The organism is Candidatus Halocynthiibacter alkanivorans, assembly GCF_003333265.1.
Taxonomy (GTDB): Bacteria; Pseudomonadota; Alphaproteobacteria; order Rhodobacterales; family Rhodobacteraceae; genus Halocyntiibacter_A; species Halocyntiibacter_A alkanivorans.
Genome location: NZ_QOLB01000156.1, coordinates 24,100 through 50,464 on the forward strand (window position 1 = coordinate 24,100; position 26,365 = coordinate 50,464).

Below are 26,365 nucleotides of genomic sequence, written 5' to 3' on the forward strand. Positions count from 1 at the left end.
CGGGTCTTTGCCGGATTCACTCCGACAAAGACCCTGATATATGAGGCCGGCAGTCCCAACAAAAGCTGCAACCGCAGCCCGGCCACGCTCTACGGAGCAACCAGCCGCAGCGTCGCCAGGTCGGTGCCGACGATCACCTGGCCTTCAAAGCCGCCCTCGCGCACCGAATCGATATAATCCTGTTTGCTCAGCCCGGTGTCAGACACCGGATAGGGCCCCTGTTTTGCCGCGCCAATCGGCGGGATCAGATGGGTCAGCATCAGGTTGGAGACCCCCGCTCGTTTCGCCATGCTGCCCAGGTCGGTGGCGGTGCTCTGCCGGTAATAGATTGGTGGCGGAAAACCCGAGCTGCCATCCGGCCCCATCACCGGGTGTATCACCGAATGCACCACGATATCCGCGCCCTCAGACAGGGTTTCCACCTGAGCGGAGGTCGACGAGGCCCGCGGCGGTTTCGGCAGATCATTGCCGGCATCGCCGCCGATCACCACGGAACCCGCTGGTGTGTCGACCCGGAAAGACACATGACCGGCAATATGACGGGACGCGATGGCGGTGACTTTGACATCGCCCTGTTCCCAGACAGTCTGAATCTGCTCAGCGCCGTCAAATGTCATCACATTGAACAGATCGGCAGGCCCGCCGGGCAATCGTTTGGGGTTCTCGGCCAGCCGCTGCGCGATCTCACCCGCCGCGATCATGGTGTCGCCGATGCTCGCCGCAAGCCTGGCGCAGCTCATTGTATAGCCTTTGGGGGCCACAACATCACTGTTGCATACCAGATCGACCTTTGGCCCTGCGGAATTAAAATGCCAGCGCAGCTGCATCAGCTCCGACAGCCCGTCAGTATGGTCGGTATGGATATGGGTCAGAAAAATCGCGTCCAGCTTGCCCACCGGCACCTTCAGTTTGGACAGCTGCTGGGTGGTGCCGCGCCCGGCGTCAAACTGCAACACCACATCGGAGCAATTGTTGGCCTCCTCGCCATAGCGCACCAGAGTGCCCGAGCCGGCCTGACCCTGAAACACCGGCGGCCCGCCCTGGGTGCCGGTCAGCGTCACTTCCAGACAGGGCGCCGCCAGCGCCGCGCCAGCGCCCGACAGGAAAACCGTGCCCGCCACGGTGAGACTTCGCATTAAATCGTTTTTCATCAAAATACCTCCGTTTCATCTATTTTATTAACTATATCCATTTTCATCCATATTCATAGCGCCGCCGGAATCGACGCAATTTTTCACCGCAATGACGTAAACTGGCCCACGGGTGACGGAATCTGACTTGACCACCGCCCCGGCAATCCTGCATTTTAGGCGCGCATGGTTCCCCAACGGTGCAAAGCGCCAGGGGATGAAATGAGAACGGAGTGAGGCGGACCCATTCAGGGCGCTGACTCTCCGGCCGCCCCCGCGACTGTAAGCGGCGAGCACCCGTCAGATGCCACTGGGACTTCCCGGGAAGGTGACGGCAGTGCTTTGACCCGTGAGCCAGGAGACCAGCCTTGCGCACTGAAACCTGCGTCCCGTCGGGTGAGACGGGAAATTGGAGAACGACAATGACAACTATCGCACTCGGCCACACAAGAACCAACATCATGCCAATTCTGGGCGCTGCCCTGATTGGCCTGACACTGATGTTTGCCGCTGGCAACCTTCAGGCTTCCTCTCTGCATGACGCGGCGCATGACATGCGTCACGCCGTTGGCTTTCCCTGCCACTAAGCCATGTTCAGTAAAATCGTTACCAGCGCTCTGTTCGCTGGGTTTGCAGCAGGTCTGATTGCCGGCCTGCTGCAACTGAATTTCATGCAGCCCGTTCTGTTACACGCGGAGCTGTATGAAACGGGTCAACTTGTGCATTTTGGCGGCCCCGGAAACGTGTCTGCAGCCCAGGAGACCGGTGGTTTTAACCTGACCCGCGACGGGCTCAGCATCTTGTTTGTTGCGCTGGCCTATACCGGGTTTGCCTTCATGCTGGTTGCTGCCATGGCCGCCGCCTCTGACCGCGGCGTTACCATCAACGCCCGCACCGGTCTGATCTGGGGTCTCGCCGGCTTCATCGCGTTCCAGCTGGCGCCTGGCGCTGGTCTGCCACCAGAAGTGCCCGGCGCTGCCGCGGCAGATATGGGCGCACGTCAACTCTGGTGGTTCAGCACCATTGCCGCCACCGCGCTGGCGCTGGCGATGATCGCCTTTGGCCGCAACCCGCTGGTGCTGGTCGCCGCTGTTGTGCTGCTGCTGGCGCCGCATGTTATCGGTGCGCCGCATCCGGATGCGTTCGCCGGCACCGCACCGCCCGAACTTGCCGGCATGTTTGCCGCCCGTTCGCTGGCCGTAGCGCTTGCTGGCTGGACCTTGCTTGGCATGTTTGCCGGCTATTTCTGGTCACGCGACGAAGCAGACGTGAAAGCCGCGGCCTGAGCCGCCCCGCTTTCATGCCCGAAAACCGGCCGTCCCCATATGCGGGGCGGCCTTTTTTCCAACCGTACCAGGTGCAAGATGTTTGATAAATTTTTCCTGCTGATTATCGGGCTGTTCTTTGGCACCGGCCTCGGCTGGCTGATTGCCACCGCCCCCGCTGTAGGCAGCGGCTCTGATCACCACGCCAGTGGCGCCAATATGGACCATCACGCCGGTGAAACCGCCATGCAGATGTCACCACGCGATGTCTCAGGCGAAGCCCGCCTGCCCGGACTTACCGCGTCTCTGACCGAGGACAGCGGCGGCAGTTTCAATCTGAATATCGCGCTGGAGAACTTTCGCTTTGCACCAGAGAACGTCAACGGCGCCTATCAGGCCGGTGAAGGCCACGCCCATCTCTATGTCAACGGCGTGAAACGCACCCGGCTCTATGGCGCCTGGTATCATCTCGACGACCTGCCAGCGGGCGAGGTGCAAATCCGCATCAGCCTCAACGGCAATGATCACCTGCCGCTCAGCATTGGCGACCGCCCGATCGGGGCCACATTGACCATCCCGCCCCGCTGACACGGCTCAGCCCCGGCTTATCCCAGCGCCGGGATCCGCGTTAACAAACAAAACCGCAACCGGCCCAAAGGCCGCGCATCTTCAATCCACCCGGCCGGCGCGGCCGTATAAGCCGTGGCAAAGCCCTTCAGGTCGTCGAGATCATCGGCGCCGATACCGGAGAATACATAACTGGCCCGCCCGACGCCCTGGGCGGCCACCGTCACCGGGTCACTGCAGACCGACATGCAGCTGGTCTCCACCACGTTCACATCCGGGCAGGCAAGACGCAATTCTGCGACAAAGCCCTTGCCAGAGCCACTACAGCCGTTGCACACCACAAACTGCCAATCCGCCATCACCCTGCCCTTTTGCCCTTAACCAAATCAGCCGAACCGGCCAAATCAGCCCCCGCCTTACAGGAGTACTCCATGTCTGCCAAGATTCCCGCAACCGTTGTCACCGGCTTTCTCGGCGCTGGTAAAACCACGCTGATCCGCCACATGCTGGCCAATGCCAATGGCAAACGCATCGCGCTGATCATCAATGAGTTCGGCGACCTCGGCATTGATGGGGATATTCTGAAGGGTTGCGGTGATGAGACCTGTACGGAAGACGACATCATGGAGCTGTCCAACGGCTGCATCTGCTGCACCGTGGCTGAAGATTTCATCCCGACAATGGAAAAACTGCTGGAGCGGGAAAACGCGCCTGATCACATCGTGATCGAAACCTCGGGCCTGGCGCTGCCACAGCCGCTGGTGCGCGCGTTTAACTGGCCGCAGATCTCCACCCGCGTCACCGTCGACGCCGTTGTCACCGTGGTGGATGGCAAAGCGGTCTCCGAGGGCCTGTTCGCCCACAATGTCGCCGCAGTGGACGCGCAGCGAAAACTGGACGAGAACCTCGACCACGAAACGCCGCTGTCTGAACTGTTTGCCGACCAGGTCGCCTGCGCCGATATGATCGTGGTCAACAAAGCCGACCTGCTGGGCCAGGACGCAACCGACGCGCTGGTGGCAAAACTGCGCACCGAGTCCCGCGACGGGGTGCAAGTGGTGAAATCCACCATGGGCGCGCTGCCGGTTGATGTGCTGCTGGGCCAGGGCATCGGCGCTGAAGACGACCTGAAGTCGCGCCACGAGCTCCATCACCATCATCATGATCACGACGACGACGACGACGACGACGACGACCACCATGATGATGATCACCATGACGATCACCACCACGAGCACTCCCATGACGAATTCGAAAGCTTCGTCGTCACCCGCGCAGAAGTACAGGACGCCAAAACCTTTGCCGATCAGGTCGCCGGTGTGATCCGTCAACACGGCATCCTGCGCCTGAAAGGCTTTGTCGCGGTCAGCGGCAAACCGATGCGCCTGACCCTGCAGGCGGTGGGTCCACGTGTTGACACCTATTTTGACCAGCCCTTTGGCGCCCAGGCCCGCGAAACCCGCCTTGTGGTCATCGGCCAGTCCGGCCTTGACCGCACCGCGATCGAAAAAGCGCTGGCCGCATGAGCGGCCGGCCTCCCCTCCCGGATGCAGGTCAGAATGCAGGCCCGGATGGGACCCGGAAAGTGATCTTTGAACGCGGGGATCCCAGAGATCCCCGCGCCACCGCGCTGCTCAACGCCAGCCATGCGCTGATGCAGGCGCTGTTCCCGCCCGAGGATAATTTCTTTCTCTCCATCGATGCGCTCTGCGTGCCTGGCATCCATTTTTTCATTGCCCGCCAAGGCGATGGCTACCTCGGCTGTGCCGCGCTGGCAGAACGCCGGGACAGCGTCGCAAACCGTAGTGCGGGCAATGGCGCGGACCGGGCCGGCGCGCCTGAGCCAGAGTCTGCGGCGGTGGATGCCTCAGACAGCGCCCCGGACCTTGCCGCCCCCTATGGCGAACTGAAATCAATGTATGTTGCTGAAACCGCGCGCGGTCTCGGTGTCGCCGCGGGCCTGCTGCAGGCGCTGGAAACCACTGCCCGCAGCCTCAACCTCAAATCGCTGAAGTTGGAAACCGGCGACAGCCTCACCGCAGCCCAGCGGCTCTACGCCCGCCACGGCTTTGAAATCTGCGGCCCCTTTGGCGCGTATGACGATATCCCCACCTCCGTCTTCATGAGCAAAAATCTCGCCTGACACAGCGCCTGACAGCTGGCCTGACACCTGGCCGCTTCTTTTTGGCTTAAATATCCCCGCCGGAGGCATCTTCTTTCCCCGGCCCCAGACCAGAGACGACCGACATGCACCTTCTTGCCGCCACCCCCGGAAGCATTGACGATGGCCAGGAACCGGTCGATCTGGGCCAGACCCCAGCCGATATTGTGTTCATCTCGGCGGCAGATACCGAACTGGCGGCGCTGTCCCAGGCCCACAGTGAGGCCAGAGAAGAAACCTCAGAAGAATCCAGTGGCGGCGCCGGTCCTGATGCCCTGACCCTGCGGCTGGCCAATATGATGCACCTGCGTCACCCGATGTCGGTCGACCTGCATATTGAGAATTGCGCGAGCAAATCAAAGCTGGTGATCGCCCGTATTCTAGGTGGCGCCGGCTACTGGAAATACGGGCTGGAACAATACGCCGCCCATCTGCACGACGCCGGTGTACCCTTTGTGGCGCTGCCTGGCGACGACAAGCCCGACCCGGAACTGCGCGCGCTCTCCACCGTGCCGGAAGACGACTACCAGGCGCTCTGGGCGATGATGGTCGAAGGCGGGGCCCAGAACGCAACCCGGTTTCTGCAGCACGCCAGAGCCATGCTGACCGGCGCAGAAAGACCTGGCCCCGCTGTGCCGCTGCTGCGCGCCGGCGTCTACTGGCCCGGCGCCGGGGTGGCGGATCTTTCCGCCGCACAGGCGAACTGGACCGAGGGCGCGCCGGCGGTGCCGCTGGTATTTTACCGCGCGCTGGTGCAGGGCGCCGGACTCAACCCGATCAACCGGCTGACGCGTGCGCTGCTGCGCCAGGGGCTGAACCCGCTGCCGGTGTTTGTCGCGTCACTGAAAGACCCGGTGTCGGTGGCGACGCTGGATCAGTTGTTCACTCAGGCGCCACCCTCGGTGATCCTGAACTGCACCTCTTTCGCGGTCGGATCACCCGATCAGGGGGCGCATCTGCCCGGGGCATCGAACCCCCTGCAGATGCCCGCCGCCAACGCCTCGCCGGTGTTTCAGGTGGTGCTTTCCGGCGGCTCGGAGGCGGCCTGGGCGGACGGTCTCTCAGGCCTGTCTGCCCGTGATATCGCGATGAATGTGTCGCTGCCCGAGGTGGACGGGCGCATCCTGAGCCGCGCCGTCAGTTTCAAAGGCGAAGCCTATTTTGACGCCGCGACGGAATGTCCGATCGCCGCTTACGCCGCCCGGGGCGACCGCATCGATTTTGTGGCGCAGCTGGCCGCCAACCAGGCCCGGCTGCGCCACACCAATTCCGCAGAGCGCAAAGTGGCGCTGGTGCTGGCCAATTACCCCAACAAGGACGGCCGTCTTGCCAACGGCGTCGGGCTGGATACGCCGGCGGCCACGGTGCATTGCCTCAATCTGCTGGCGGGCGCCGGTTACACCGTCCGCGATATCCCGGCGGAGTCTGACGCGCTGATGCAACAGGTACTGGCGGGACCGACCAATTGGCTGACCGACCGCGCCAGCCGCGCAGGTGGCGTGCGCCTGGCCCTCGCGGACTATCTCAGCGCCTACTCTGAACTGCCATGGGAGGTGAAACAAAAGATCGAGGACCAATGGGGCGCGCCACAGTCTGATCCGTTTTTCGGCGACGGTGGTTTTGCGCTCTCGGTGCTGGAATTTGGCAATGTGGTGGTCGGGGTGCAACCGGCGCGCGGCTATAATATCGACCCGACCGAGACCTATCATTCCCCTGATCTGGTGCCGCCGCACAACTATCTGGCGTTTTATTTCTGGCTGCGCCACAGCTTTGGCGCCCAGGTCATCACCCATATGGGCAAACACGGCAATCTGGAATGGCTGCCCGGCAAGGCGCTGGCGCTGTCTGAGACCTGCATCCCCGAAGTGGTGCTGGGCCCCATGCCCCATGTCTACCCGTTCATCGTCAATGATCCGGGCGAAGGCACCCAGGCCAAACGCCGCGCGCAGGCGGTGATCATCGACCATCTGACACCGCCGCTGACCCGCGCCGAAACCTACGGGCCGCTGCGCGATCTCGAAGCCCTGGTGGATGAGTATTTTGAAGCCGCCGGGGTTGATCCGCGCCGCATCAGCCATCTGCGTCGCGAAATTCTGTCGCTGAGCCAGAGCAGCGGGCTGGACAAGGACGTCGGCATGAGTGGTGACGAGGACGGCGATCTGGCCAAACTCGACGCCTATCTCTGTGAATTGAAAGAAGCGCAGATCCGCGACGGGCTGCATATCTTCGGCCAATCGCCGGAGGCCGGACTGGCACGCGATCTGGTCGCAGCCCTGGTGCGGGTGCCGCGTGGCCAGGGCCTGGGCGCCGATGCCTCGCTGATCCGGGCGCTGGCGGCGGATTTTGGATTTGACGCGCTGGATGAGGTCACCGAAAGCCGCTTTGACCCGCTGGACTGTGACATGGCCGCCACCTGGAACGGGCCCCGCCCGGCCGTATTGCAGCAGATCAGCGACGACAGCTGGCGCAGCAATGGCGACACGGTCGAGCGGCTGGAACTGCTGACGCTGGCGCTGATTGACGGTGCTGAAGCGCCGGGGCCACGCTCGAGCGCGGTGCTGCAGGGGATCCGTGATCATGTCGCGCCGATCGTGGCCACCTGTGGCCCGGCGGAAGGCGCGGGGCTCCTCACCGCCCTCGCCGGGCAGTTCGTCGCCCCGGGCCCTTCGGGCGCCCCCACCCGCGGCAGGCTTGATACATTGCCCACCGGGCGTAATTTCTTTTCTGTCGACAGCCGCGCGGTGCCGACACCAACCGCCTGGGCGCTGGGCTGGAAATCCGCCAACCTGCTGATCGAAAAACACCTGCAGACCCATGGCGACTGGCCGCGCACCATGTTGCTGACCGCCTGGGGCACCGCCAATATGCGCACCGGCGGCGACGACATCGCGCAATGCCTCGCCCTGATGGGGGTGAAACCGCGCTGGGACGCCGCCAATCGCCGGGTCACCGGCTTTGAAGTGCTGCCGCAATCGGTGCTGGGCCGCCCCCGCGTTGATGTCACCCTGCGTGTTTCAGGCTTTTTCCGCGACGCGTTTCCGCAGTTGATCGCGCTGGTGGATTCGGCCGCCCGCGCGGTTATGGCGCTTGATGAGCCCGAGGATCTCAACCCCGCCGCCGCCCGCGCGCGCGTCGAGGGCTCTGAGGGGCAGTTCCGCGTTTTCGGCTCTAAACCGGGTGCTTATGGCGCCGGCTTGCAGGCGATGATTGATGAGCGTCTCTGGGGCAACAAGGCGGATCTGGCTGAAGCCTATCTGGAATGGGGCAGCTACGCCTATGGCAAAGATGCCGAGGGCCGCGCGGCGCGCACCAGTTTTGAAACCCGGTTAGGCCAGGTCGAAGCCATCGTGCAAAATCAGGACAACCGCGAACACGACCTGCTCGACTCAGACGATTATTACCAGTTTGAAGGCGGCGCCGCGGCGGCGGTGTCTACCTTGCAGGGCCAGGACCGGGTGATCTATCACAACGACCATTCCCGCCCCGAACGCCCGGTGATCCGCACGCTGGATGACGAAATCGGCCGGGTGGTGCGCTCCCGCGTGGTCAATCCCAAGTGGATCGACGGCGTCAAACGCCACGGCTACAAAGGCGCCTTTGAAATCGCCGCCACCGTGGACTATCTCTTTGCCTTTGCCGCCACCACCGGCGCGGTCAAAGGCCATCATTTCGACCTGGTGCATGCGGCGTTTCTGGAAGATGACGACACCCGCGAATTCATCCGCGACCACAACGCGCCGGCGCTGCGGGAAATTGCCCAGCGGCTGGAAGAGGCGATTGAGCGTGGCCTCTGGACCCCACGTTCCAACTCTGCCCGCGCCCTGATCGATAGCCTGAAATGAGTCGGAGCCCCGGCTGGGGGACAAAGGGAGAAGCCGAATGAAACCGCCCGCCGATCCCCCCTCAGACCAGTCCGCAGACCTGCCCGCGGACAGGCCCCAGGCCCCGCGCCACGCGCAGGAGCACGGCCGGCCCCGGGATACGGGTACAGACCACCCCGCGCACCGGCCTGCCCCACCACACGGCGATCTGCGCCGGGTGCTACCCACAGACGACCACCAGCCGCTGCTGGATCTGATCCGCTGCGAATTTGCCTTTATGGAAGGACGCATAGACCCGCCCTCCTCGATGCACCGGCTCACTTGCGCTGCCATCGCTGAACAAGCAGCGGTCGGTGAGATCTGGGCGGTTGGTGAGGCCGACACGCCCGTCGCCTGCGTCTTTTTCACCGTCAAAACCCCGGCGCTCTATGTGGGCAAACTGAGCGTAGCGGCCAGCCACCGGGGCCGGGGTCTGGCCCGCCGGCTGATCGATCTTGCGGTTGAACGCGCGGGCGTACTGGGGCTCGACCATCTGGAACTTGAGGCAAGGATTGAGCTGGTGGAAAATCAGGCGGCCTTTGCGTCCATGGGCTTCGTAAAAACCGGCGAGACTGCCCATCCCGGCTATGACCGCCCGACCTCGGTCACCATGCAAAAGGCGCTGGCGCCCCAACTGCATTTACCTGGCCAGTCGCCTCTGAAGCCAGCGCGCAGCTGAGGTTGGGGTCACGCCCCCCGCGCCACAACCGGCGCATTCAGTCCTCCACCCGACCCACAACAGGCCCACGCCACACCTGCAACAGGCGCTGAGCAACCGGAGTGCGCCAGCGCGAGATCGCAGAACCCTGGCACAGCGGCCCGTCCCCCCGGGACTTGCCCCGCCAAATGAGAGGTGGTCAATTCACAGGACCCGGATCAACCCATTCGGATCGCCATATTCAGAGCCTGGAGGTCAGAGGTCAGAGGTCAGAGGTCAGAGGTCAGAGGTCAGAGGTTAGAACTTAGAACTTAGAACTTAGAACTTAGAACTTAGAACTTAGAACTTAGAACTTAGAACTTAGAACTTAGAACTTAGAACTTAGAACTTAGAACTTAGAACTTAGAACTTAGAAGCCAGAGCACAGCAAGCAGGGCCCATCTGTCAACGCCTGCAGTCCAGTTCCGCCGTCATAATCGCCTGATCGCCAGCCAGGCTGCCCGCGCGCACCGCACAGCCCGTCACCTGTTCAATGGCACGAAGACCGCGCGCCAGTGTTTCCGCCCGGCCCGGAGGCGGCATTTCAACGCTGGTACGATGGGCTTCAACCCGGCCACTGCCCGGATCGGCCCAGATGCGGAACTGACTGTTTTCAATACTGACATCCACCGACTCGACGCCAAGCATCGACAGTGAAGCGCTGGTGCAGGCGCTCAGCAACACCCCGATCAGCAGCGAAATAACAAAAGGTTTCCAGTACTTTGCAATCATGCCGTCAGGCTAAACAGTCATGGTTAACAATATCTGAATCACTCAGCCACGCGCACCGCCATGCGCCGCCCCATGCCAGGCGAGACCGAACAATCGCCCCACCGCGCCAGCCCGGTTCGCAGCAAGCCTCTGGCACAGACAAAACAGAATCCGGACGCAGCGCGGCGCAGATGGCATTGACCGCAACACTGTCGCCGGCGCCTGACCGGGCCATAGTGGCGCGCTGAACTGAGCCGCTTCGTCCTGCGGTGTCTTCCCGGCTTTTCCTGCTGATGTTTCGTCCTGGGCCCGGACAGCCTGGCGCAGCACAAACCAAAGGCCTGCGGCGCGCTCACACCCGGCAAAACGCTGCAGCCACCTGGGCGCCCTTGCCCGGGCGTATCACTGGCCCGGCCGCCCGCCCCCTTGCATCCCACCGCCACAAGGCTCAGATTGGAAACGACAATCAGGAGCCGCAATGATGACCAAACTCACCGCCCGTTGCCTGTGTGGGGACGTGACCTGGCAAGCCGACGGCCCGGTGAGCTGGGCCTGCCACTGCCATTGTGAAAGCTGCCGCCGCGCCACCGCCGCGCCGATGACCACTTTCATCGGGGTGCGGCTCAGTGATTTTCAGTGGACCGGCGCGCCGCCCGGCACCTATACGTCCTCCCCCGGGGTGACCCGCAGTTTCTGCGGCACCTGCGGCACGCCGATGGCATTTCAGGCCTCCCGGTTTGAGGGCGAAATCCACGCCTATGCGGCCACGCTTGACGACCCGGGTCGCATTGCCCCGGAATTTCACGTGCACTATGATGAAAAGCTGCCCTGGCTCCATCTTTCCGACGCGTTGCCCAGATATACGGCCAATAAAACCGCAGCCGGTAATACAGCGACCGACAACACAACGGTCAGCAAAACAGAGGATCAGTAAATGAGCGAAGACACCGACCGCCACGCAATGAAAATGGCCAAGAAAAAGGCCGCCCGCGATAAAATCATGGCCACCAAGACCGATAAAAAGGGCCTGATCATCATCCACACCGGCAAGGGCAAAGGCAAGACCTCGGCCGCCTTCGGCATGATCTTCCGCTGCATTGCGCATGATATGAAATGCGCTGTGGTGCAGTTCATAAAAGGCGGCATGGAATGCGGCGAACGCAATCTTATTGAGGGCAAGTTCTCTGACGTCTGCGAATTTTACACCATGGGCGAAGGCTTTACCTGGGAGACCCAGGACAAAAGCCGCGATATCGAGATGGCCGCCGCCGCCTGGGAAAAAGCCAAAGAGCTGATCCGCGACCCGGCCAATACCATGGTGCTGCTGGACGAGATCAACATCGCGCTGCGTTATGATTATATCGATGTGAATGACGTGATCGAATTCCTCACCACGGAAAAACCCGAAATGACCCATGTGGTGCTGACCGGGCGCAACGCCAAAGCCGAGCTGATCGAGATCGCCGATCTGGTCACCGAAATGGAGCTGGTAAAACACCCGTTCCGCTCCGGCATCAAAGCCCAGATCGGGGTGGAATTCTAAGCGTTCAGATATGACCTGAGGCGGATTTTGGAGAGTTGCGACTTTTCAAAATCGCTCAGGACTATTCCTTGATGCGGCGTGGCTTTTATCTGCCCGCCAAAGTTAGAGCCTCAGCAAGCGCATGTGCGTCACCATCAGTGACTCCACCCGTAGCGAAACCAGGGGCTAAGTCTTCTTCAAGACTGGCTTTGCTGCCTGGTTCGTCCTGCTGCCAGGTCAACAACCGGAACATGGCAGTCCAAAGCTGACGTCCCGGTTGCGGCCGGCCAGGTTGGTTCCCGCCGGAAAACAATTGCTCGCTAACAAGGCGAGGTTAACCGCCTGCCGTGCCCCCCGGCCCACAAAACTGCGCAGGTCCTGCGCGGGCATAAGCATTGCCCCGCGCGACCAAACCCGTCATCACGACACCAACGCCACTGCATAAATATCACTTCACGGAGTCCCCATGTCTGACCTGACCCTTTTTGGCCTTTCCGGTGCCCTGCGTGCGGGCTCCTTCAACACCCAACTGCTGCTGCAGGCCGCAAGCCTGTTCGGCGGCAATTTCAACCAGGGTGACCTGAACCTGCCGCTCTATAACGCCGATGATGAGACCAGCAGCGGCATCCCTGCTACGGTGCAATTGCTCGCGGACCAGATCGCCAGTGCCGACGCCATCGTCATTGCCACCCCGGAATATAACAAAGCGCCCTCCGGCGTGCTGAAAAACGCGCTCGACTGGATCAGCCGCACCGAGGGCAAGCCCTTTGCCGGCAAACCGGTGGCGCTGATTTCCGCCACTGCCGGGCGCACCGGAGGCGAAACCGCGCTGGGCCATCTGCGCGCCTGGATGGTGCCGTTCCAGCCCCGGCTGTTGCTGGGCAACGAGGTCCAGATCGCCGGCTCGATGCGGGAATTTGAAAACGGCAGCCTGATCAGCGAGCGCTACACCGCCACGCTCACCACATTGATGACCCGGCTGCGCGCTGAGGCCAGCCGCTAATACGGCGCAGGCACTGCACTTACTACAGACACCCCAAAAGAAGCTCCAATGGAGGTGCGGCGCGACCGGTTAATTCCCGCGCCCCGCACATCCACTCAAGTCTGGTTCCCAGCCGGCCACAGGCTCTGCAGACACTCTGCGCATGCTCTGCCAAAGACAGGCTACAGACTGGCCTCGACCCGGAAATCAACCGGGATGTTGTCGACCCCGTCCAGCACCAGATCCGCCATCACCGCGCCAATGCCCGGCGCCATGCCAAAGCCGATCTTAAAGCCGCCGTTGGCGATGAACTGCCCGTCGCGCCCCGGATATTGCCCCAGCATCGGCGCCCGGGTTTTGGCGCGTGGCCGCACCCCGGCCCAGCGTCGGATCACCGGCGCGCCCTCCAGCACCGGAAACGCCGCCAACGCCCTCTGCCACACCGCTTCGACCTGGTCATCACATTGGTCCGGCAGGTCAAAATAGCGCTCCGACGTGGATCCGATCGCGACAGTGCCGTCGGCATGGGGCACCACATGCACCCCGCCTGAAAACAATTGCGGCGCGCCTGGCCCGACCCGGACCCCGGCGTCAAACTCAAGCAGTAGCGCCTGACCCTTGACGCCATTGCCCACCTCCTGACCCCGGGCCGCAGACAGTTCAAGCAAACCCTGATAGCCGGTGGCCCAGACCACCACCCCCTCAGGCGCGCCCGACGTCACAATTTCGCCGCCCAGCGCGATGAGCGCCGCCGCCAGCGCGTCACAGGCGCGTTTTGGGTGCAGCCGCGCCGACAGGCTGTCCTGCACCAATAGCCCGGTGGCACTGAACGGCGCCCAGTCGCCAAATGGCGCCGCCTCCACCACCTGCCAGAGCGCCTTGCCCTGCCACAGCTCTGCGGACGCCTCGACGCGCTCGCGCGCCAGATCAAGCCCGTGCTGATCCGCAATCGGCTGCAAGCGCCCGGTATTGCCATACCCCGAGGACACGCCACCCAGCCGCTCGACCTCAGGCCAAAAACTGCGCGCCGCGATCAGCGCTTCAAACTGGAACTGCTTTTTGGGCTCCCAGCGCTCGGGCGTGTGCGGTGCCAGCGCCCCGACAATGCCGCCGGACGATCCCGCGCCAACGCCGCCCGGATCGATCACCCGCACCTGCGCGCCACGCGCCGCACAGGCATACGCCACCGACAGACCAAAGGCGCCCGCGCCCATTACTGTGACATCCACCATTGCCAATCGCCCGTCCTTTGCCCAATGTGCCGCTGAATTCCGCCCCTTCTAGGCCATCTCATGACAACAGACCAGACAGCCCGCCTTGAATGGCGCGATGGGGCTATTCCCATCTCCACCCGCTTTGATGACCCGTATTTCTCGCTGGAAAACGGGCTGGAGGAAACGCGCCACACGTTTCTGGGCGGCAATGAGCTGCCCACACGTTTTGCGCCCGGTTTCCACATCGCTGAGCTGGGCTTTGGCACCGGTCTTAACGCGCTCGCCAGCCTGCTGGCCTGGCGCGCCTCCGGCACAACCGGGCCGCTGCGCTTCACCAGTTTTGAAGCCTTCCCGATGGCGGCATGTGACATGGATCAGGCGCTCGCCGCCTTTCCCGAAGCACATGCCATCGCCGCGCCGATGATTGCCGCCTGGGGGTCGCTGGACAAAACGCCTGGCACGCGGGTGATGGAGCTGCCCGACCTGATCCTGACGGTGGTGATTGGCGACGCGCAACAGACACTACCAGCCTGGGAGCAACAGGCCGACGCCTGGTATCTCGACGGGTTTTCCCCGGCCAAAAATCCGGAACTGTGGAACCCGGAGCTGATGGCGGCGGTCGGCACCCACACCAGGTCAGGCGGCAGCTGCGCCACCTATACCGCTGCCGGTCATGTGCGCCGCTCACTGCAGGCCGCCGGGTTCGATGTACAACGGGTGCCGGGTTTCGGGCGCAAACGCCACATGACAGTGGGGGTGAGAACCGCCACCACAGATACGGGGACACCAGACACCAGCCCGAATGACACCGGCACGGACAGCACCTCAGACACCGCAAAAACAGGCTCTGATACAGGCCCGTCCGCCACAAACAGGACCCCACAGCCATGAGCCACGCCCTCCAGACCCCGCGTTCGAACCCGCGCCTTGGCATCACACTGATGCTGATCGTCTGTGTCATTTTTGCGGTCCAGGACGGCATCTCGCGCTTTCTGGGCACGAATTATTCGGTGCTGATGGTGCTGATGGTGCGCTTCTGGACCTTTGCCGCCTTTGGCCTGTTTATGGCAGCGCGCGCGCCGGGCGGCATCCGCGCCACGTTGCAAAGCCATCACCCCAGGATCCAGCTGCTGCGTGGTGTATTGCTGCCGGTGGAGATCGCTCTGGTCGTGATGGGGTTCATCAGTCTCGGCCTGATCGAAACCCACGCGATATTTGCCACCTACCCGCTGATTGTCACCGCACTCTCAGGCCCGCTGCTGGGGGAAAAAGTCGGCCTCTGGCGCTGGGGCTCCATCGGCGTCGGCTTTGTCGGCATGATGATCATCCTGCAGCCAGGCTTCGGCGTGTTTGCGCCCGAAGCGCTCTGGGGCCTGGCCGGCGCGGTGGGTTTTGCCATCTACAACCTGCTCAACCGCTATGTGGGCCGGCATGACAGCAGCGCGACATCTTTCCTCTATGTCGGTGTCGTTGGCGCCATCGTGCTGACCCCGTTCGGCCTGTGGAACTGGACGCCAATGGTGGGTACCGACTGGCTCTGGCTCGCTGCGATCTGCGTCACCTCAACCCTGTCGCACGGGCTCTTGATCCGCTGTTACACGGTGACCGAAGCCTCTGTGGTGCAGCCCTTCGCCTTCAGCCAGCTTTTGTTTGTCTCGGTGATCGGGGTGACGGTGTTTCAGGAGGCGCTGCGCGCCAACGTACTGTTTGGTGGCAGCCTGATCGTCGCGGCCGGCCTGTTCACCCTGATGCGCGAACGCATCCGCGCCCGCGCCGAACGCAGCGCTCAGCGTATTTCAAGCTAAAGCGCACACCCGGCATTACACCAGCTTTGCCCCCATCAAAGGGCAGCGTCCGTCGCGGGGTGGAAGCGAATGCGCCCACCCGTGGGGCGGGACGGGCGCGGCCCGGTGCAAGCAACACCAGGCGGATAAAAGGGTTCGCAACAGAGGTGGCGGGAGCAGCTACGCGCCACCATTTCACCGGGCGGATCTCACGCTGTCTCCACTGCGGATATTACAACACCCGCCCTCCGCGCCCCCAGGGATAAACGCCCCGCGGCCGGCACTCCTCGACAAAGGGCCGCGCCTGGCCCGGGGTGGGGGCGAATGCGCCCGCCCAAAGGGCGGGACGGGCGCGGCCCGGTGCAACACACCGGGCCGATCAAATTATGTGGAGCACCAAAACAATTGGCGGCGGGATCAGCGCAGCAGAGCCGGCGTGCCCAGCGGATTAAGCGGCACCAACTGGCCTTGCAGGCGGATGCGGTACACCGGCAGCGATTCCGCCACCCGCATCACGTAATTGCGCGTTTCGCGATAGGGGATGTGTTCGATCCAGTCCACCACATCCACCGAACCGCTGCGCGGATCACCATAGCGCGCGATCCATTGGCGCGCCCGTGTCGGCCCGGCATTATAGGCCGCACTCACCAGCACCGGATAATTACCGAACTCCCCAATCAGCTGCGCCAGATAATCCGAGCCCAGCTGCGCGTTCCACACAGGATCCTCCGTCAGCCGCGCGGTCGAGGGCGTATCGCCGCGTTTCTGCGCCATTTCTTTGCCGGTGCCCGGCATCAGCTGCATCAGCCCGCGCGCCCCTGCAGGGCTCTGCGCCGCATCATAAAACTCGCTCTCGCGCCGTGCGATCGACAGCGCCAGCTCCGGCGCCACCGCCAGATCAGCCCGCGCCAGCGGATGCAGCGGGAAATAGGCGCCGATCAGCCCCATGCCGCGACCTGCCGCCAGCTTGCCCATACGCAGGGCGACATAAGGATCATTCATCTCCACTGCCAACTGAGTGATCTGCGCCAGCGCATCGGCGTCTTTCTTGTCGGCCACATAACGCAAAAACCACGCCCCGGTCAGCGAATCACCCGCCGCCTGCAACATCACCGCCGCGCGAAACACCGAGGAGCTGTCAAAGCCCGCCTGCTGCCAGCCCGGATAGCGCCGCGCTCCGGTCAGATCCGGGTCCACCGGCAACCCGGCTTTTTCTGCCGCAAGCTGGCCATAGAAACTGGTCTGGAACCTGCCGCCGAACGCATAGGCCGCCCGGGCATCGGCCTGCGCCCCCATCGCCTCCAGCGCCCGGCCTTCCCAATAACCGGCACGCCCCAGCGACACCGGCGAACTCACTGCCATGCGGAAGCGGTTGAAATGGCGCAGCGCGGTTTCAGGGTCGTTCAGATCACTCAGCGCGATAAACCCGGCCAGCCATTCCAGATCGTTATAATTGCTGCCTGATTTCAAGCCGTGCCGCGCCGCAACCTTATAGGCCACAGCCGCCTTGCCATCGCGCATCAACTGCCGCGCCAAAGCCCGGCGCCGGTTGGCCCAGACCTCGGGCCGCCCAAACTTTTTCTGCGCCAGAATCAGCTCCGCCGCGCTCTCATAATATTCCCGCTTCATCCGCCACTGAAACCGCGCATAGGCCAGCCCCGGATCACCGCGCAGCCGCGCTGGCACCGCATTGATCAGCGCATTGACGCCGTCTTTGTTCTCCGCCAGCGCAATACGCGCCCGGCCCAGCGCCACATACGCCGCATCCACCCGCGCCAACTGGCGTTTGGCAGCCTTCAGTGAGCCGCGCCACAACAGCATATCCAGCCGTTCTGCCTGCACCGGCTTCAGACTGGACCCATAGGTCTTTTGCAGCCAGTCCTCGTCCTCAACCGGCAGAATCATCGTCTTCCAGGCCTGCACCGCAAGATCGCGCGCTTTGCCGCTGGCACCCACCGCGCGCTGCGCCGCGATCAGCGCCCGCAATCCTGCCGCGGTTTGCGGACCGCGTTTGGCGAAATATGCGATCACCTGAGCCGGTACCGCGCCGTCCCCAATCGCGGCTTCACCAGCTTTCTGCAGCCGCGGCAGACCAGGCCAGTCGCTGTTTTTGGCCAGAAAAGCGCGGTATTCAGCGAATTCGCCTTCGCCGGCGCGCAGGTACTGCCACTCGATGACATCGCGGCCAACGCCATGCGCCATAGCGCGCGCCGCCGTCCAGTCCTCCGTCTTCGCCAGATCCTGTGCTGCTGCCAACGCCTTTGCAGGCGACATTTCTGCGGATGCCGGGGCGGTAAACGACCCCAGAACCAGCCCTGCGAGCACCAGCCCGCGTCTCAAAGAGAAAGAAGTAAATATCTGCATTTCCCCCCGAACCTAACGGTGCTATTGCACAGGTAAAATCACAATCTTGGCAAAAGCCGGATTTGCGGCTAATTTCCGCCGCGTACATTAACGGGCAATGCCCAGAAGACAGGAGAAACGTGTCATGTTCAAAGGGTCCCTTACCGCCCTGGTGACGCCATTCAAGAATGGTGAGCTGGATATCGATACGCTCAAACACCTTGTCGAGTGGCATGTGGAGCAAGGCACAACCGGCATCGTACCGGTCGGCACCACCGGCGAAAGCCCGACACTGACCCACGCGGAACATGCCAGAGTGGTTGAAGAAGTCGTGCGCGCTGCCGCCGGCCGCATCAAAATCATCGCCGGTGCCGGCTCCAACAACACCGCCGAAGGCATCGGGCTCATTCAGCACGCTGCCCGTGTGGGTGCGGACGCCGCCCTGGTGGTGACGCCCTATTACAACAAACCGACTCAGGCCGGTCTGATCGCCCATTTCACCGCGCTGCATGACAGCTGCGATCTGCCGATCATCATCTACAACATCCCCGGCCGTTCTATCGTCGACATGACACCGGCGACCATGGGCGAACTGGCCCGCCTGCCGCGCATCGTCGGCGTCAAGGATTCCACCGGTGACGTGGCCCGTGTCAGCCAGCAGCGTGCCACCTGCGGCAGTGACTTCATCCAGCTGTCCGGTGAAGACGCCTCTGCACTGGGGTTCAACGCCCATGGCGGCCAGGGCGCGATTTCGGTCACCGCCAATGTGGCGCCGAAACTCTGCGCTGAATTCCAGAACGCGACGCTGGCCGGCGATTACGCCACAGCGCTGGAGCTACAGGACCGGCTGATGCCTTTGCACGAAGCGATCTTCATTGAGCCAGGCCTTGCCGGCGCAAAATACGGCCTGTCGCTGCTGGGCAAATGTTCTGACGAGGTGCGCCTGCCGCTGACACCACTGACAGACGGCACCAAAAACGCGATCCGCAGCGCCATGTCAGAGCTCGGCCTGCTGAACTGAGCCAGCCCCGCGGCGGCGAATGCACCGGCCGCGAAAAACACCGGCAACAAAAGCAGCCGGTGGCGACAACACCCGGGCGCTCACAACCGCGCGCCCGGAACAGAAATGCCTGAACAGCACCACGCGTCAGCCGCAACAGAAAATTCAAAAAAGCCGTCCGGACCCCGGGCGGCTTTTTTTGAATCCCGCAAGCCGTATCTTGCGCCTCTCCGCCTGGCGGTACTCTGGCGCTGAATTGCGGCTGCTGAGCAGGCGTGCCCCTGGCGCTGCGACCGGCAGGCGCTGCTCGCGTCGTGGCGCCCCGCCACAGGCGACGCATGACGATGCACCCACAGATCCAGGCACCGGCCCGGACCACCTGCCGGCAAGCGGAAACGTGCCTTTCCCCTCCGTGTCGCGCGGCGGATTTCTCCGGGCCTGCCAACAATGTTACCCTCAAGCGCAATGAACCGGAATTTCAGACGGGGGACGGCACAGATGGACTATTTTGACCTCGGAACACATTCACGCAAAATCACCACCACATCGCCGGAGGCCCAGCTCTGGTTTGATCGCGGCCTGATCTGGACCTTTGCTTACAATCACGAAGAGGCCATCACCTGCTTTCAGAAAGCGCTTGAGGCCGATCCCGACTGCGCCATGGCCCATTGGGGCATCGGCTATGCGACCGGACCCAATTACAACAAACCGTGGGAGAGTTTTGAGCCGGAGGAAAAACCCACCGCGCTGGCCCTCGCGCAGGCCTCTGCCGCCAGTGCGGAGCGGCTGAAAGCAGCGGCCACAGCGGCGGAAAAGGCGCTGATTGAAGCCCTGCCCCACCGCTGCCCGCCGGACCCGGAGGTTGAAGATTTCAGCCCGTGGAACGACCGTTTTGCGGCGGCGATGCGCGAGGCGTATCGCGGCCACCCACAGGACACGGACATTTGCTGCCTGTTTGCCGAATCGCTGATGAACCGCACCCCCTGGCAGCTCTGGGACCTGCCCACCGGCACGCCTGCGGCGGGCGCGGCTACGCTGGAGGCGGTCGGGGTGCTGGAAACCGCACTTGAGCGGCTGCCCGGTGCCTGGCAGCATCCCGGTCTGCTGCATATGTACATCCACCTGATGGAAATGTCGCCGCATCCGGAACGGGCGCTGCGCCACGGCGACCGGCTGCACAGCCTGGTGCCGGACGCAGGCCACCTGTTGCACATGGCCACCCATATCGACGTGCTCTGCGGCGATTATCAGCAGGTGGTAAGCCGCAACCAGACCGCCGTGGTGGCGGACCGGAAATTCCTCGCCTACGCCGGCAGCGAGAACTTCTACTCGGTCTACCGCTGCCACAATTACCACTTCATCATCTACGGCGCGATGCTGCTGGGCCAGCCCGGCCCGGCACTGGATGCCGCCGAGGACCTGATTTCCAACCTGCCCGCCGACACGCTGCGGCCGATGGCGGACTGGTTTGAAGCGTTTATTCCGATGAAACAACATGTGCTGATCCGCTTTGGCCTCTGGCAGGACATCCTCGACCAGCCCCTGCCCGACGAGCCGGAACTCTACGCGGTCACCACCGCAATGATGCATTATGCGCGCACGGTAGCGCTGGCCAATCTTGGCGACATTGCCGGTGCTGAGGCCGAACGGGATCTGTTTGCGCAGGCCTTTGACCGGGTGCCGGAAAGCCGCATGCTGTTCAACAACACCTGTCGCGATATTCTGCAGGTGGCGGAACAGATGCTGCTCGGGGAACTGGCCTATAAAAAGGGCAATCCTGAAGTCGCCTTTGATCACCTCAGACGCTCCGTCGCGCTGGATGACACCCTGCCCTATGATGAGCCCTGGGGCTGGATGCAGCCCACCCGCCACGCGCTTGGCGCGCTGCTGCTGGACCAGAAACGATACGATGAGGCCGAGACGGTCTATCGCGCCGATCTGGGCCTTGATGCCAGCTTAAGCCGCGCCTGCCAGCACCCGGCCAATGTCTGGAGCCTGCACGGTTTGCACGAATGTCTGGCCCATCGCGGCGAAAACCTGGAGATCGTGCACATCAGGCTGCAACTCGACCGGGCAATGGCGCGCGCGGAAGTTCCGATACGGGCTTCGTGTTTCTGCCGTGGCTGACGGATGGTGCGCAGCGGGCGATCCTTGGCACGACCTTCCGCCACAGTTTGCCGGACCGACACCGCTGTCGGCGGAACAGAAAATGCAAAGGCCGCCTGCCCCGCGCCGGGCGGGCTGAATTCCGCAAGCCGTAACCTGCGCCCCCCGACCCGGTAACCCCTGCGAACAAAAACATCCTGTTCCCGTTTCGTATCGGGCTTTGCACAACCCGTGGTCCGGAGTGTGCAATTTTCACAAAAGTTCGCAGCCGTTTACAGAATATGGACTCTCCGGGCGCGGGCGTTTATCACCGCTTTATGGCCAAACCAAAAACTGATCCGAATTACAAAGTCATCGCCGAAAACCGGCGCGCGCGTTACGATTACGCCATCGATTCCGACATCGAATGCGGCGTGATACTGCAGGGCTCCGAAGTGAAATCCTTGCGCAGCGGGCAGTCCAATATCGCCGACAGCTATGCCGCTGTTGAAGAAGGCGAGCTGTGGTTGGTCGCCGCCTATATCGCGCCTTATGAACAGGCGAAACAATTTGGCCATCTCGAGCGCCGCAAGCGCAAGCTTCTGGTTTCAAAGAAAGAATTGTCGCGCCTCTGGCAGGCTACCCAGCGCAAGGGCATGACACTGGTGCCGCTGGTGATGTATTTCAATCATCGCGGCAAGGTAAAAGTCAAACTCGGCATCGCCAAGGGCAAACAGAACCACGACAAACGCGCCACCGAGGCAAAACGCGACTGGGGCCGTCAAAAAGCCCGCCTGTTGCGTCACGGCGAATAGACGCGGCGATTCCTAGATTTTTTCGTTTAAATCAACGTGATAACTGGCGCATCCCAGCGCCGGATGCCCGCCAGCAAGCGCCTGGATGTGGCAGAATGCGACACCCGGTCAGGCGTGCAAGCCGCGATCAGGGACCGCTGAACTGGTCGCTGTCTTCACAAGCATAATTTTTGCACGAAATAAAATTACGCTCCGCTTGCATGGGTGCATGCATCGGAGTAGAGCTTGGGCAAACAACACCAAAGGCCAAAACATGCCCCACAGTGACCCGAGGACCCTCGTCTCCTCTGACTGGCTTGCCCGCCACCTGAAAGATCCCGACCTGCGGATCATTGACGGCTCGTGGTATATGCCGGCGATGAACCGGGACGCGCGCGCCGAATATGACGCCGCCCATATCCCTAACGCCCGGTTCGTGGATATTGACGATCTGTCAGACCACCGCTCTGAGCTGCCCCACATGGTGCCGCCGGTGGAAAAATTCATGTCCCGCATGCGCGCGCTCGGCATTGGCGACGGCCATCAGGTCGTGGTTTACGACGGCATGGGCCTGTTTTCTGCCGCGAGAATATGGTGGCTTTTCAAGCTGATGGGCAAAAAAGATGTCGCCGTTCTGGATGGTGGGCTGCCAGCGTGGAAATCCGCAGGCCAGGAGCTCAGCGACCTGCCCCCGGTGATCCGCGACCGCCATATGACGGTGCAGCGCCAGAATCAGATCGTCAAAGACGTAACCCAGGTCGCCGCCGCTTCAAAACTCGGTGACTATGAGATTATCGATGCGCGCGCGCCGGACCGCTTCCGCGGCGAAGTGGCCGAACCTCGCGCCGGTCTGCGCGCCGGGCACATTCCCGGCTCAAAAAATCTGTTTTTCATGGATCTTCTGAACAAAGACCACACCATGAAAGACACCGACAGCCTGCGCAGGCTCTTCCTTGACGCCGGCGTTGACCTGAACAAACCCGCCATCACCAGCTGCGGCTCCGGTGTCACGGCGGCGATCCTTAACCTTGCCCTCGACCGTATCGGCCACAAAGCCCATGCGCTTTATGACGGATCCTGGTCAGAATGGGGCATGTACGACGACCTGCGGGTCGCAACAGGAGAGCAGTAATGCTGACAGATCTCAAAGCCCAGCCCGCCGATAAGATCCTGCAATTGATGCAGTTTTATCGCGAAGACCCCCGTGACAACAAAATCGATCTGGGTGTCGGCGTCTATAAGGATGCCACCGGTCTGACGCCGGTCATGCGGGCTGTCAAAGCCGCTGAAAAACGGATCTGGGAAGAGCAGAAATCCAAATCCTATACCGGGCTGGCCGGTGATCCCGCCTACAGTGCCGCGATGCGCGACCTGATCCTGGCCGACAGTGTTGACGCTGGTCGTGTTGCCGCCGCCGCAACGCCAGGTGGCACCGGTGCGCTGCGTCAGGCCTTTGAGCTGATCAAATTGGCCAACCCGGACGCCACTATCTTTGTGTCAAACCCCACCTGGCCAAACCATCTTTCGATTATCAAATTCCTCGGCCTGCCGATGGTGCAATACCGGTATTTCGACGACAAGAGCTGTGACGTTGATTTCGACGGTATGATGGCCAGTCTCGCCGCAGTCAAAGCTGGTGATGTGGTGCTGCTGCACGGCTGCTGCCACAATCCAACCGGTGCCAATCTGACGTTGGAACAATTCGCGCAGGTCGCTGATCTGATTGTCGAAAAAGGTGCAATGCCACTGGTTGACATCGCCTACCAGGGCTTCGGCGACGGGCTTGAAGAAGACGCAGCCGCGACCCGGCTTATTGCTTCAAAAGTACCGGAAATGCTGCTCGCTGCCAGCTGTTCGAAAAACTTTGGCATCTACCGCGAGCGCACCGGCATTCTGATGGCGATCAGCGCTGACGCCAGCCAGACTGCCAATACCCAGGGCACGCTCAGCTACCTGAACCGCCAGAACTATTCCTTCCCGCCAGACCATGGGGCCCGGATTGTATCGACCATTCTGAGCGACGCTGACCTGACGGCCGACTGGAAGTCTGAGCTGGAAGAGGTGCGCCTGGGCATGTTGTCACTACGCACCCAGCTGGCGAATGAGCTGCGTCTGCGCACCAATTCGGACCGGTTTGATTTCATCGCCACCCACCGCGGCATGTTCTCCCGCATCGGCGCGTCTCCGGAAGAGGTTCAGTCCATGCGCGACACCCACGCGATCTACATGGTGGGCGACAGCCGCATGAACATCGCCGGGCTGAATGCACAGACGATCCCCCTGCTGGCAGAAGCGATTTCTGTGACCTGCAAATAACGCCTGGGGCGCTCCGCCCTGGTGGACATCCAAAGACAATAAGGCCCGGGCAACGACATGCTGCCCGGGCCTTATTTTGTCAGTTAAGTCGTTTTACTTGTGTGAAAATTCCGGATAAGCTTCCATGCCCAACTCCGTGATATCCAGCCCGGTGATCTCTTCTTCTTCCCCGACACGGATACCGACGGTCACTTTGATAAGGTACCAGACCACAGCCGAAGTCACGACGGTGAAGATGCCGACCACGATGATGCCATAGAGCTGCGTGCCCAGCGAGGCGTCCGCATTGGTGAAGACCACCGCAATGGTGCCCCAGATGCCGGAAAGCAGGTGAACCGGGATCGCGCCAACCACATCGTCAATTTTCAACTTGTCGAGCATTGGAACGGCGAACACGACGATTACACCACCAACAGCCCCGATCAGCGTGGCGCTGCCCAGTGTCGGCGTCAGCGGCTCGGCGGTGATCGAAACCAGACCGGCAAGCGCGCCGTTCAGGATCATGGTCAGATCCGGCTTTTTGTACAGCAGCTGTGTCAGCAGAAGTGCAACCACAGCACCACCAGCAGCAGCCGCATTGGTATTGGAGAAAATGCGCGAAATATCAGCAACATCGCCGATGGAACCCATCGCCAGCTGCGAACCACCGTTAAAGCCAAACCAGCCCATCCACAGGATGAATGTGCCCAGGGTGGCAAGGGTCAGGTTGGAACCGACGATCGGAAATACTTTGCCGTTTTTATATTTGCCCAAGCGTGGCCCGAGCAGGATGGCACCGGTCAACGCGGCCCAGCCACCGACGGAATGCACCACGGTAGAGCCGGCAAAATCGAGGAAACCCGCCTGGTCCAGAAAACCACCGCCCCATTTCCACGACGCCTGCAGCGGATAGATGATGGCGACCAGAATGATGGTGAAGAACAAGAACGGCCACAGTTTGATGCGTTCCGCCAGGGTGCCGGACACGATCGACGCCGTCGCCGCAGCAAACATCAGCTGGAAGAAGAAATCCGACCCGGTTGCAGCATAGGAATAATCGTCAGCACCAGAGGCATCGATGCCCACAGCTTCCAGAACTCCGGGACCGAAGACACCGGACAAGACACCGTCAATCGCCCAATTTCCCAGCGGATACATCAGGTTATAGCCGATCAGATAATAAAGCACCGCAGCGAGCGAAAACAGCGCGATGTTTTTGGTCAGCTGCATAGTTACGTTTTTGGACTGCACGAGGCCCGCTTCGAGCATGGCAAAACCTGCAGCCATCCAGAACACCAGCACGCCGCCAACAAGAAACAGCAGCGAGTTCAGAATAAAGACACTGTCAGTCGGGACAGCAACGGCAACTTCCTGCGCCATCAGGGCAGCGGGCGAAGACGCCACCGCACCGGCAAGCAGCAAAGGTTTGATAAGTTTCATAGGTCCGGATCCTTTTTCGCGGCTTACAGCGCGTTTTCGTTGGTTTCGCCGGTGCGCACCCGCATTGCAGATTCCACATCCACGACGAAAATCTTGCCATCACCGATCTTGTCGGTCCGGGCAGTTGTTGCGATTGTTTCGACGACCTGATCTGCCATATCGGCGGAGACCACGATCTCAAGTTTGACTTTAGGCACAAAATTCACGGCGTATTCTGCACCGCGGTAAATTTCGGTATGGCCAGACTGCGAGCCGAAGCCTTTGATCTCAGACACCATCATGCCGCGCACGCCAAGGCTGGTCAGCGCTTCACGCACTTCTTCAAGCTTAAACGGCTTGATGGCTGCAATTATCAGTTTCATGGTTTTCCCTTCCATCCTCTCGCGGACCTGGAATGGGTCCCGACAGCGGCATCCGGCCTGTTCAACGCCAGGCGGGCAAGCCTTGAGCAGGGGTTCCTGTGGCAGAAAACAGCCAATTGTGCCTATTTTTTGCACAAACCCTCTCACATGCCT

General features: G+C 61.9%; 24 protein-coding genes and 1 riboswitch. Of the genes, 17 read left to right on the forward strand and 7 right to left on the reverse strand.

Annotated features, from left to right (window positions below; translation table 11 throughout):
* Positions 1–89: 89 nt before the first annotated feature.
* Positions 90–1,151 (reverse strand): MBL fold metallo-hydrolase, encoded by a 1,062-nt coding sequence (locus DWA01_RS20340; protein WP_114287637.1) that lies wholly within the window; start codon positions 1,149–1,151, stop codon positions 90–92.
* 149 nt (positions 1,152–1,300) lie between these two features.
* Positions 1,301–1,515: riboswitch (cobalamin riboswitch) on the forward strand.
* Between the two features lie 37 nt (positions 1,516–1,552).
* Here DWA01_RS20340 and DWA01_RS20345 point away from each other — a divergent pair.
* From DWA01_RS20345 to DWA01_RS20355, 3 genes are all read left to right on the forward strand, one after another.
* Positions 1,553–1,717, forward strand: a complete 165-nt coding sequence (locus DWA01_RS20345) for a CbtB domain-containing protein (RefSeq protein WP_114287638.1) — start codon at positions 1,553–1,555, stop codon at positions 1,715–1,717.
* Between the two features lie 3 nt (positions 1,718–1,720).
* Positions 1,721–2,416, forward strand: a complete 696-nt coding sequence (locus DWA01_RS20350) for a CbtA family protein (RefSeq protein WP_114287639.1) — start codon at positions 1,721–1,723, stop codon at positions 2,414–2,416.
* 78 nt (positions 2,417–2,494) lie between these two features.
* Positions 2,495–2,983 (forward strand): hypothetical protein, encoded by a 489-nt coding sequence (locus DWA01_RS20355; protein WP_114287640.1) that lies wholly within the window; start codon positions 2,495–2,497, stop codon positions 2,981–2,983.
* Between the two features lie 17 nt (positions 2,984–3,000).
* On the opposite strand, the gene DWA01_RS20360 is transcribed toward DWA01_RS20355, so the two are convergent.
* The gene (locus DWA01_RS20360) at positions 3,001–3,321 is read right to left on the reverse strand and encodes a DUF1636 family protein (RefSeq protein WP_114287641.1); all 321 of its coding nucleotides are present in this window, start codon (positions 3,319–3,321) and stop codon (positions 3,001–3,003) included.
* A gap of 72 nt (positions 3,322–3,393) precedes the next feature.
* On the opposite strand from DWA01_RS20360, the gene cobW reads away from it, so the two are divergent.
* From cobW to DWA01_RS20380, 4 genes are all read left to right on the forward strand, one after another.
* Positions 3,394–4,488 carry a cobalamin biosynthesis protein CobW gene (cobW, locus tag DWA01_RS20365; RefSeq protein WP_114287642.1) on the forward strand — a complete coding sequence of 365 codons (1,095 nt, stop codon included), beginning with the start codon at positions 3,394–3,396 and terminating at the stop codon, positions 4,486–4,488.
* Between the two features lie 59 nt (positions 4,489–4,547).
* The gene (locus DWA01_RS20370) at positions 4,548–5,105 is read left to right on the forward strand and encodes a GNAT family N-acetyltransferase (protein ID WP_235008636.1); all 558 of its coding nucleotides are present in this window, start codon (positions 4,548–4,550) and stop codon (positions 5,103–5,105) included.
* 104 nt (positions 5,106–5,209) lie between these two features.
* Complete coding sequence (gene cobN / locus DWA01_RS20375) at positions 5,210–8,965, forward strand: cobaltochelatase subunit CobN (RefSeq protein WP_114287644.1); 3,756 nt, start codon at positions 5,210–5,212, stop codon at positions 8,963–8,965.
* Positions 8,966–9,002: 37 nt separating this feature from the next.
* Positions 9,003–9,662, forward strand: a complete 660-nt coding sequence (locus DWA01_RS20380) for a GNAT family N-acetyltransferase (RefSeq protein WP_114287645.1) — start codon at positions 9,003–9,005, stop codon at positions 9,660–9,662.
* A gap of 423 nt (positions 9,663–10,085) precedes the next feature.
* Here DWA01_RS20380 and DWA01_RS20385 read toward each other — a convergent pair whose 3' ends face one another.
* Positions 10,086–10,412: a hypothetical protein gene (locus DWA01_RS20385; protein ID WP_114287646.1), complete on the reverse strand. Its 327-nt coding sequence runs from the start codon at positions 10,410–10,412 to the stop codon at positions 10,086–10,088.
* A 460-nt stretch (positions 10,413–10,872) separates the two neighbouring features.
* On the opposite strand from DWA01_RS20385, the gene DWA01_RS20390 reads away from it, so the two are divergent.
* The 3 genes from DWA01_RS20390 (at position 10,873) to DWA01_RS20400 (ending at position 12,916) form a co-directional block, all read left to right on the forward strand.
* Entirely contained in the window at positions 10,873–11,325 is a 453-nt protein-coding gene (locus DWA01_RS20390) for a GFA family protein (RefSeq protein ID WP_114287713.1), read from the forward strand.
* Complete coding sequence (cobO, locus tag DWA01_RS20395) at positions 11,326–11,934, forward strand: cob(I)yrinic acid a,c-diamide adenosyltransferase (protein ID WP_114287647.1); 609 nt, start codon at positions 11,326–11,328, stop codon at positions 11,932–11,934. It begins immediately after the preceding gene.
* A gap of 445 nt (positions 11,935–12,379) precedes the next feature.
* Positions 12,380–12,916 (forward strand): NADPH-dependent FMN reductase, encoded by a 537-nt coding sequence (locus tag DWA01_RS20400; protein WP_114287648.1) that lies wholly within the window; start codon positions 12,380–12,382, stop codon positions 12,914–12,916.
* A gap of 161 nt (positions 12,917–13,077) precedes the next feature.
* Here the strand turns inward: DWA01_RS20400 and DWA01_RS20405 are convergent, their stop codons facing one another.
* Positions 13,078–14,127: an NAD(P)/FAD-dependent oxidoreductase gene (locus tag DWA01_RS20405; RefSeq protein ID WP_114287649.1), complete on the reverse strand. Its 1,050-nt coding sequence runs from the start codon at positions 14,125–14,127 to the stop codon at positions 13,078–13,080.
* A gap of 60 nt (positions 14,128–14,187) precedes the next feature.
* Between DWA01_RS20405 and mnmC2 the strand changes: the two genes are divergently transcribed.
* Complete coding sequence (mnmC2, locus tag DWA01_RS20410; protein ID WP_114287650.1) at positions 14,188–15,000, forward strand: tRNA (5-methylaminomethyl-2-thiouridine)(34)-methyltransferase MnmC2; 813 nt, start codon at positions 14,188–14,190, stop codon at positions 14,998–15,000.
* Positions 14,997–15,914 carry a DMT family transporter gene (locus DWA01_RS20415; RefSeq protein WP_114287651.1) on the forward strand — a complete coding sequence of 306 codons (918 nt, stop codon included), beginning with the start codon at positions 14,997–14,999 and terminating at the stop codon, positions 15,912–15,914. The genes mnmC2 and DWA01_RS20415 overlap by 4 nt, the downstream gene beginning before the upstream one ends.
* Before the next feature lie 396 nt (positions 15,915–16,310).
* On the opposite strand, the gene DWA01_RS20420 is transcribed toward DWA01_RS20415, so the two are convergent.
* Positions 16,311–18,257, reverse strand: coding sequence for a lytic transglycosylase domain-containing protein (locus DWA01_RS20420; protein ID WP_114287652.1), 1,947 nt, complete (start codon positions 18,255–18,257; stop codon positions 16,311–16,313).
* Between the two features lie 124 nt (positions 18,258–18,381).
* On the opposite strand from DWA01_RS20420, the gene dapA reads away from it, so the two are divergent.
* From dapA to DWA01_RS20450, 5 genes are all read left to right on the forward strand, one after another.
* A complete protein-coding gene (dapA, locus tag DWA01_RS20425; protein WP_114287653.1) occupies positions 18,382–19,257 on the forward strand; it encodes a 4-hydroxy-tetrahydrodipicolinate synthase in 876 nt (291 codons plus the stop codon).
* Positions 19,258–19,734: 477 nt separating this feature from the next.
* The gene (locus DWA01_RS20435; protein ID WP_114287655.1) at positions 19,735–21,363 is read left to right on the forward strand and encodes a tetratricopeptide repeat protein; all 1,629 of its coding nucleotides are present in this window, start codon (positions 19,735–19,737) and stop codon (positions 21,361–21,363) included.
* 296 nt (positions 21,364–21,659) lie between these two features.
* On the forward strand, positions 21,660–22,136 hold the full coding sequence (smpB, locus tag DWA01_RS20440) for an SsrA-binding protein SmpB (protein WP_114287714.1): 477 nt from the start codon (positions 21,660–21,662) through the stop codon (positions 22,134–22,136).
* Positions 22,137–22,389: 253 nt separating this feature from the next.
* Positions 22,390–23,247, forward strand: coding sequence for a 3-mercaptopyruvate sulfurtransferase (gene sseA / locus DWA01_RS20445; protein ID WP_114287656.1), 858 nt, complete (start codon positions 22,390–22,392; stop codon positions 23,245–23,247).
* On the forward strand, positions 23,247–24,431 hold the full coding sequence (locus tag DWA01_RS20450) for an amino acid aminotransferase (RefSeq protein ID WP_114287657.1): 1,185 nt from the start codon (positions 23,247–23,249) through the stop codon (positions 24,429–24,431). Before sseA ends, DWA01_RS20450 begins: the two co-directional genes overlap by 1 nt.
* A 93-nt stretch (positions 24,432–24,524) precedes the next feature.
* Here the strand turns inward: DWA01_RS20450 and DWA01_RS20455 are convergent, their stop codons facing one another.
* Together DWA01_RS20455 and DWA01_RS20460 are read right to left on the reverse strand one after the other, a co-directional pair.
* Positions 24,525–25,850: an ammonium transporter gene (locus DWA01_RS20455; RefSeq protein WP_114287658.1), complete on the reverse strand. Its 1,326-nt coding sequence runs from the start codon at positions 25,848–25,850 to the stop codon at positions 24,525–24,527.
* Positions 25,851–25,873: 23 nt separating this feature from the next.
* On the reverse strand, positions 25,874–26,212 hold the full coding sequence (locus tag DWA01_RS20460) for a P-II family nitrogen regulator (protein ID WP_114287659.1): 339 nt from the start codon (positions 26,210–26,212) through the stop codon (positions 25,874–25,876).
* Positions 26,213–26,365: the final 153 nt, after the last annotated feature.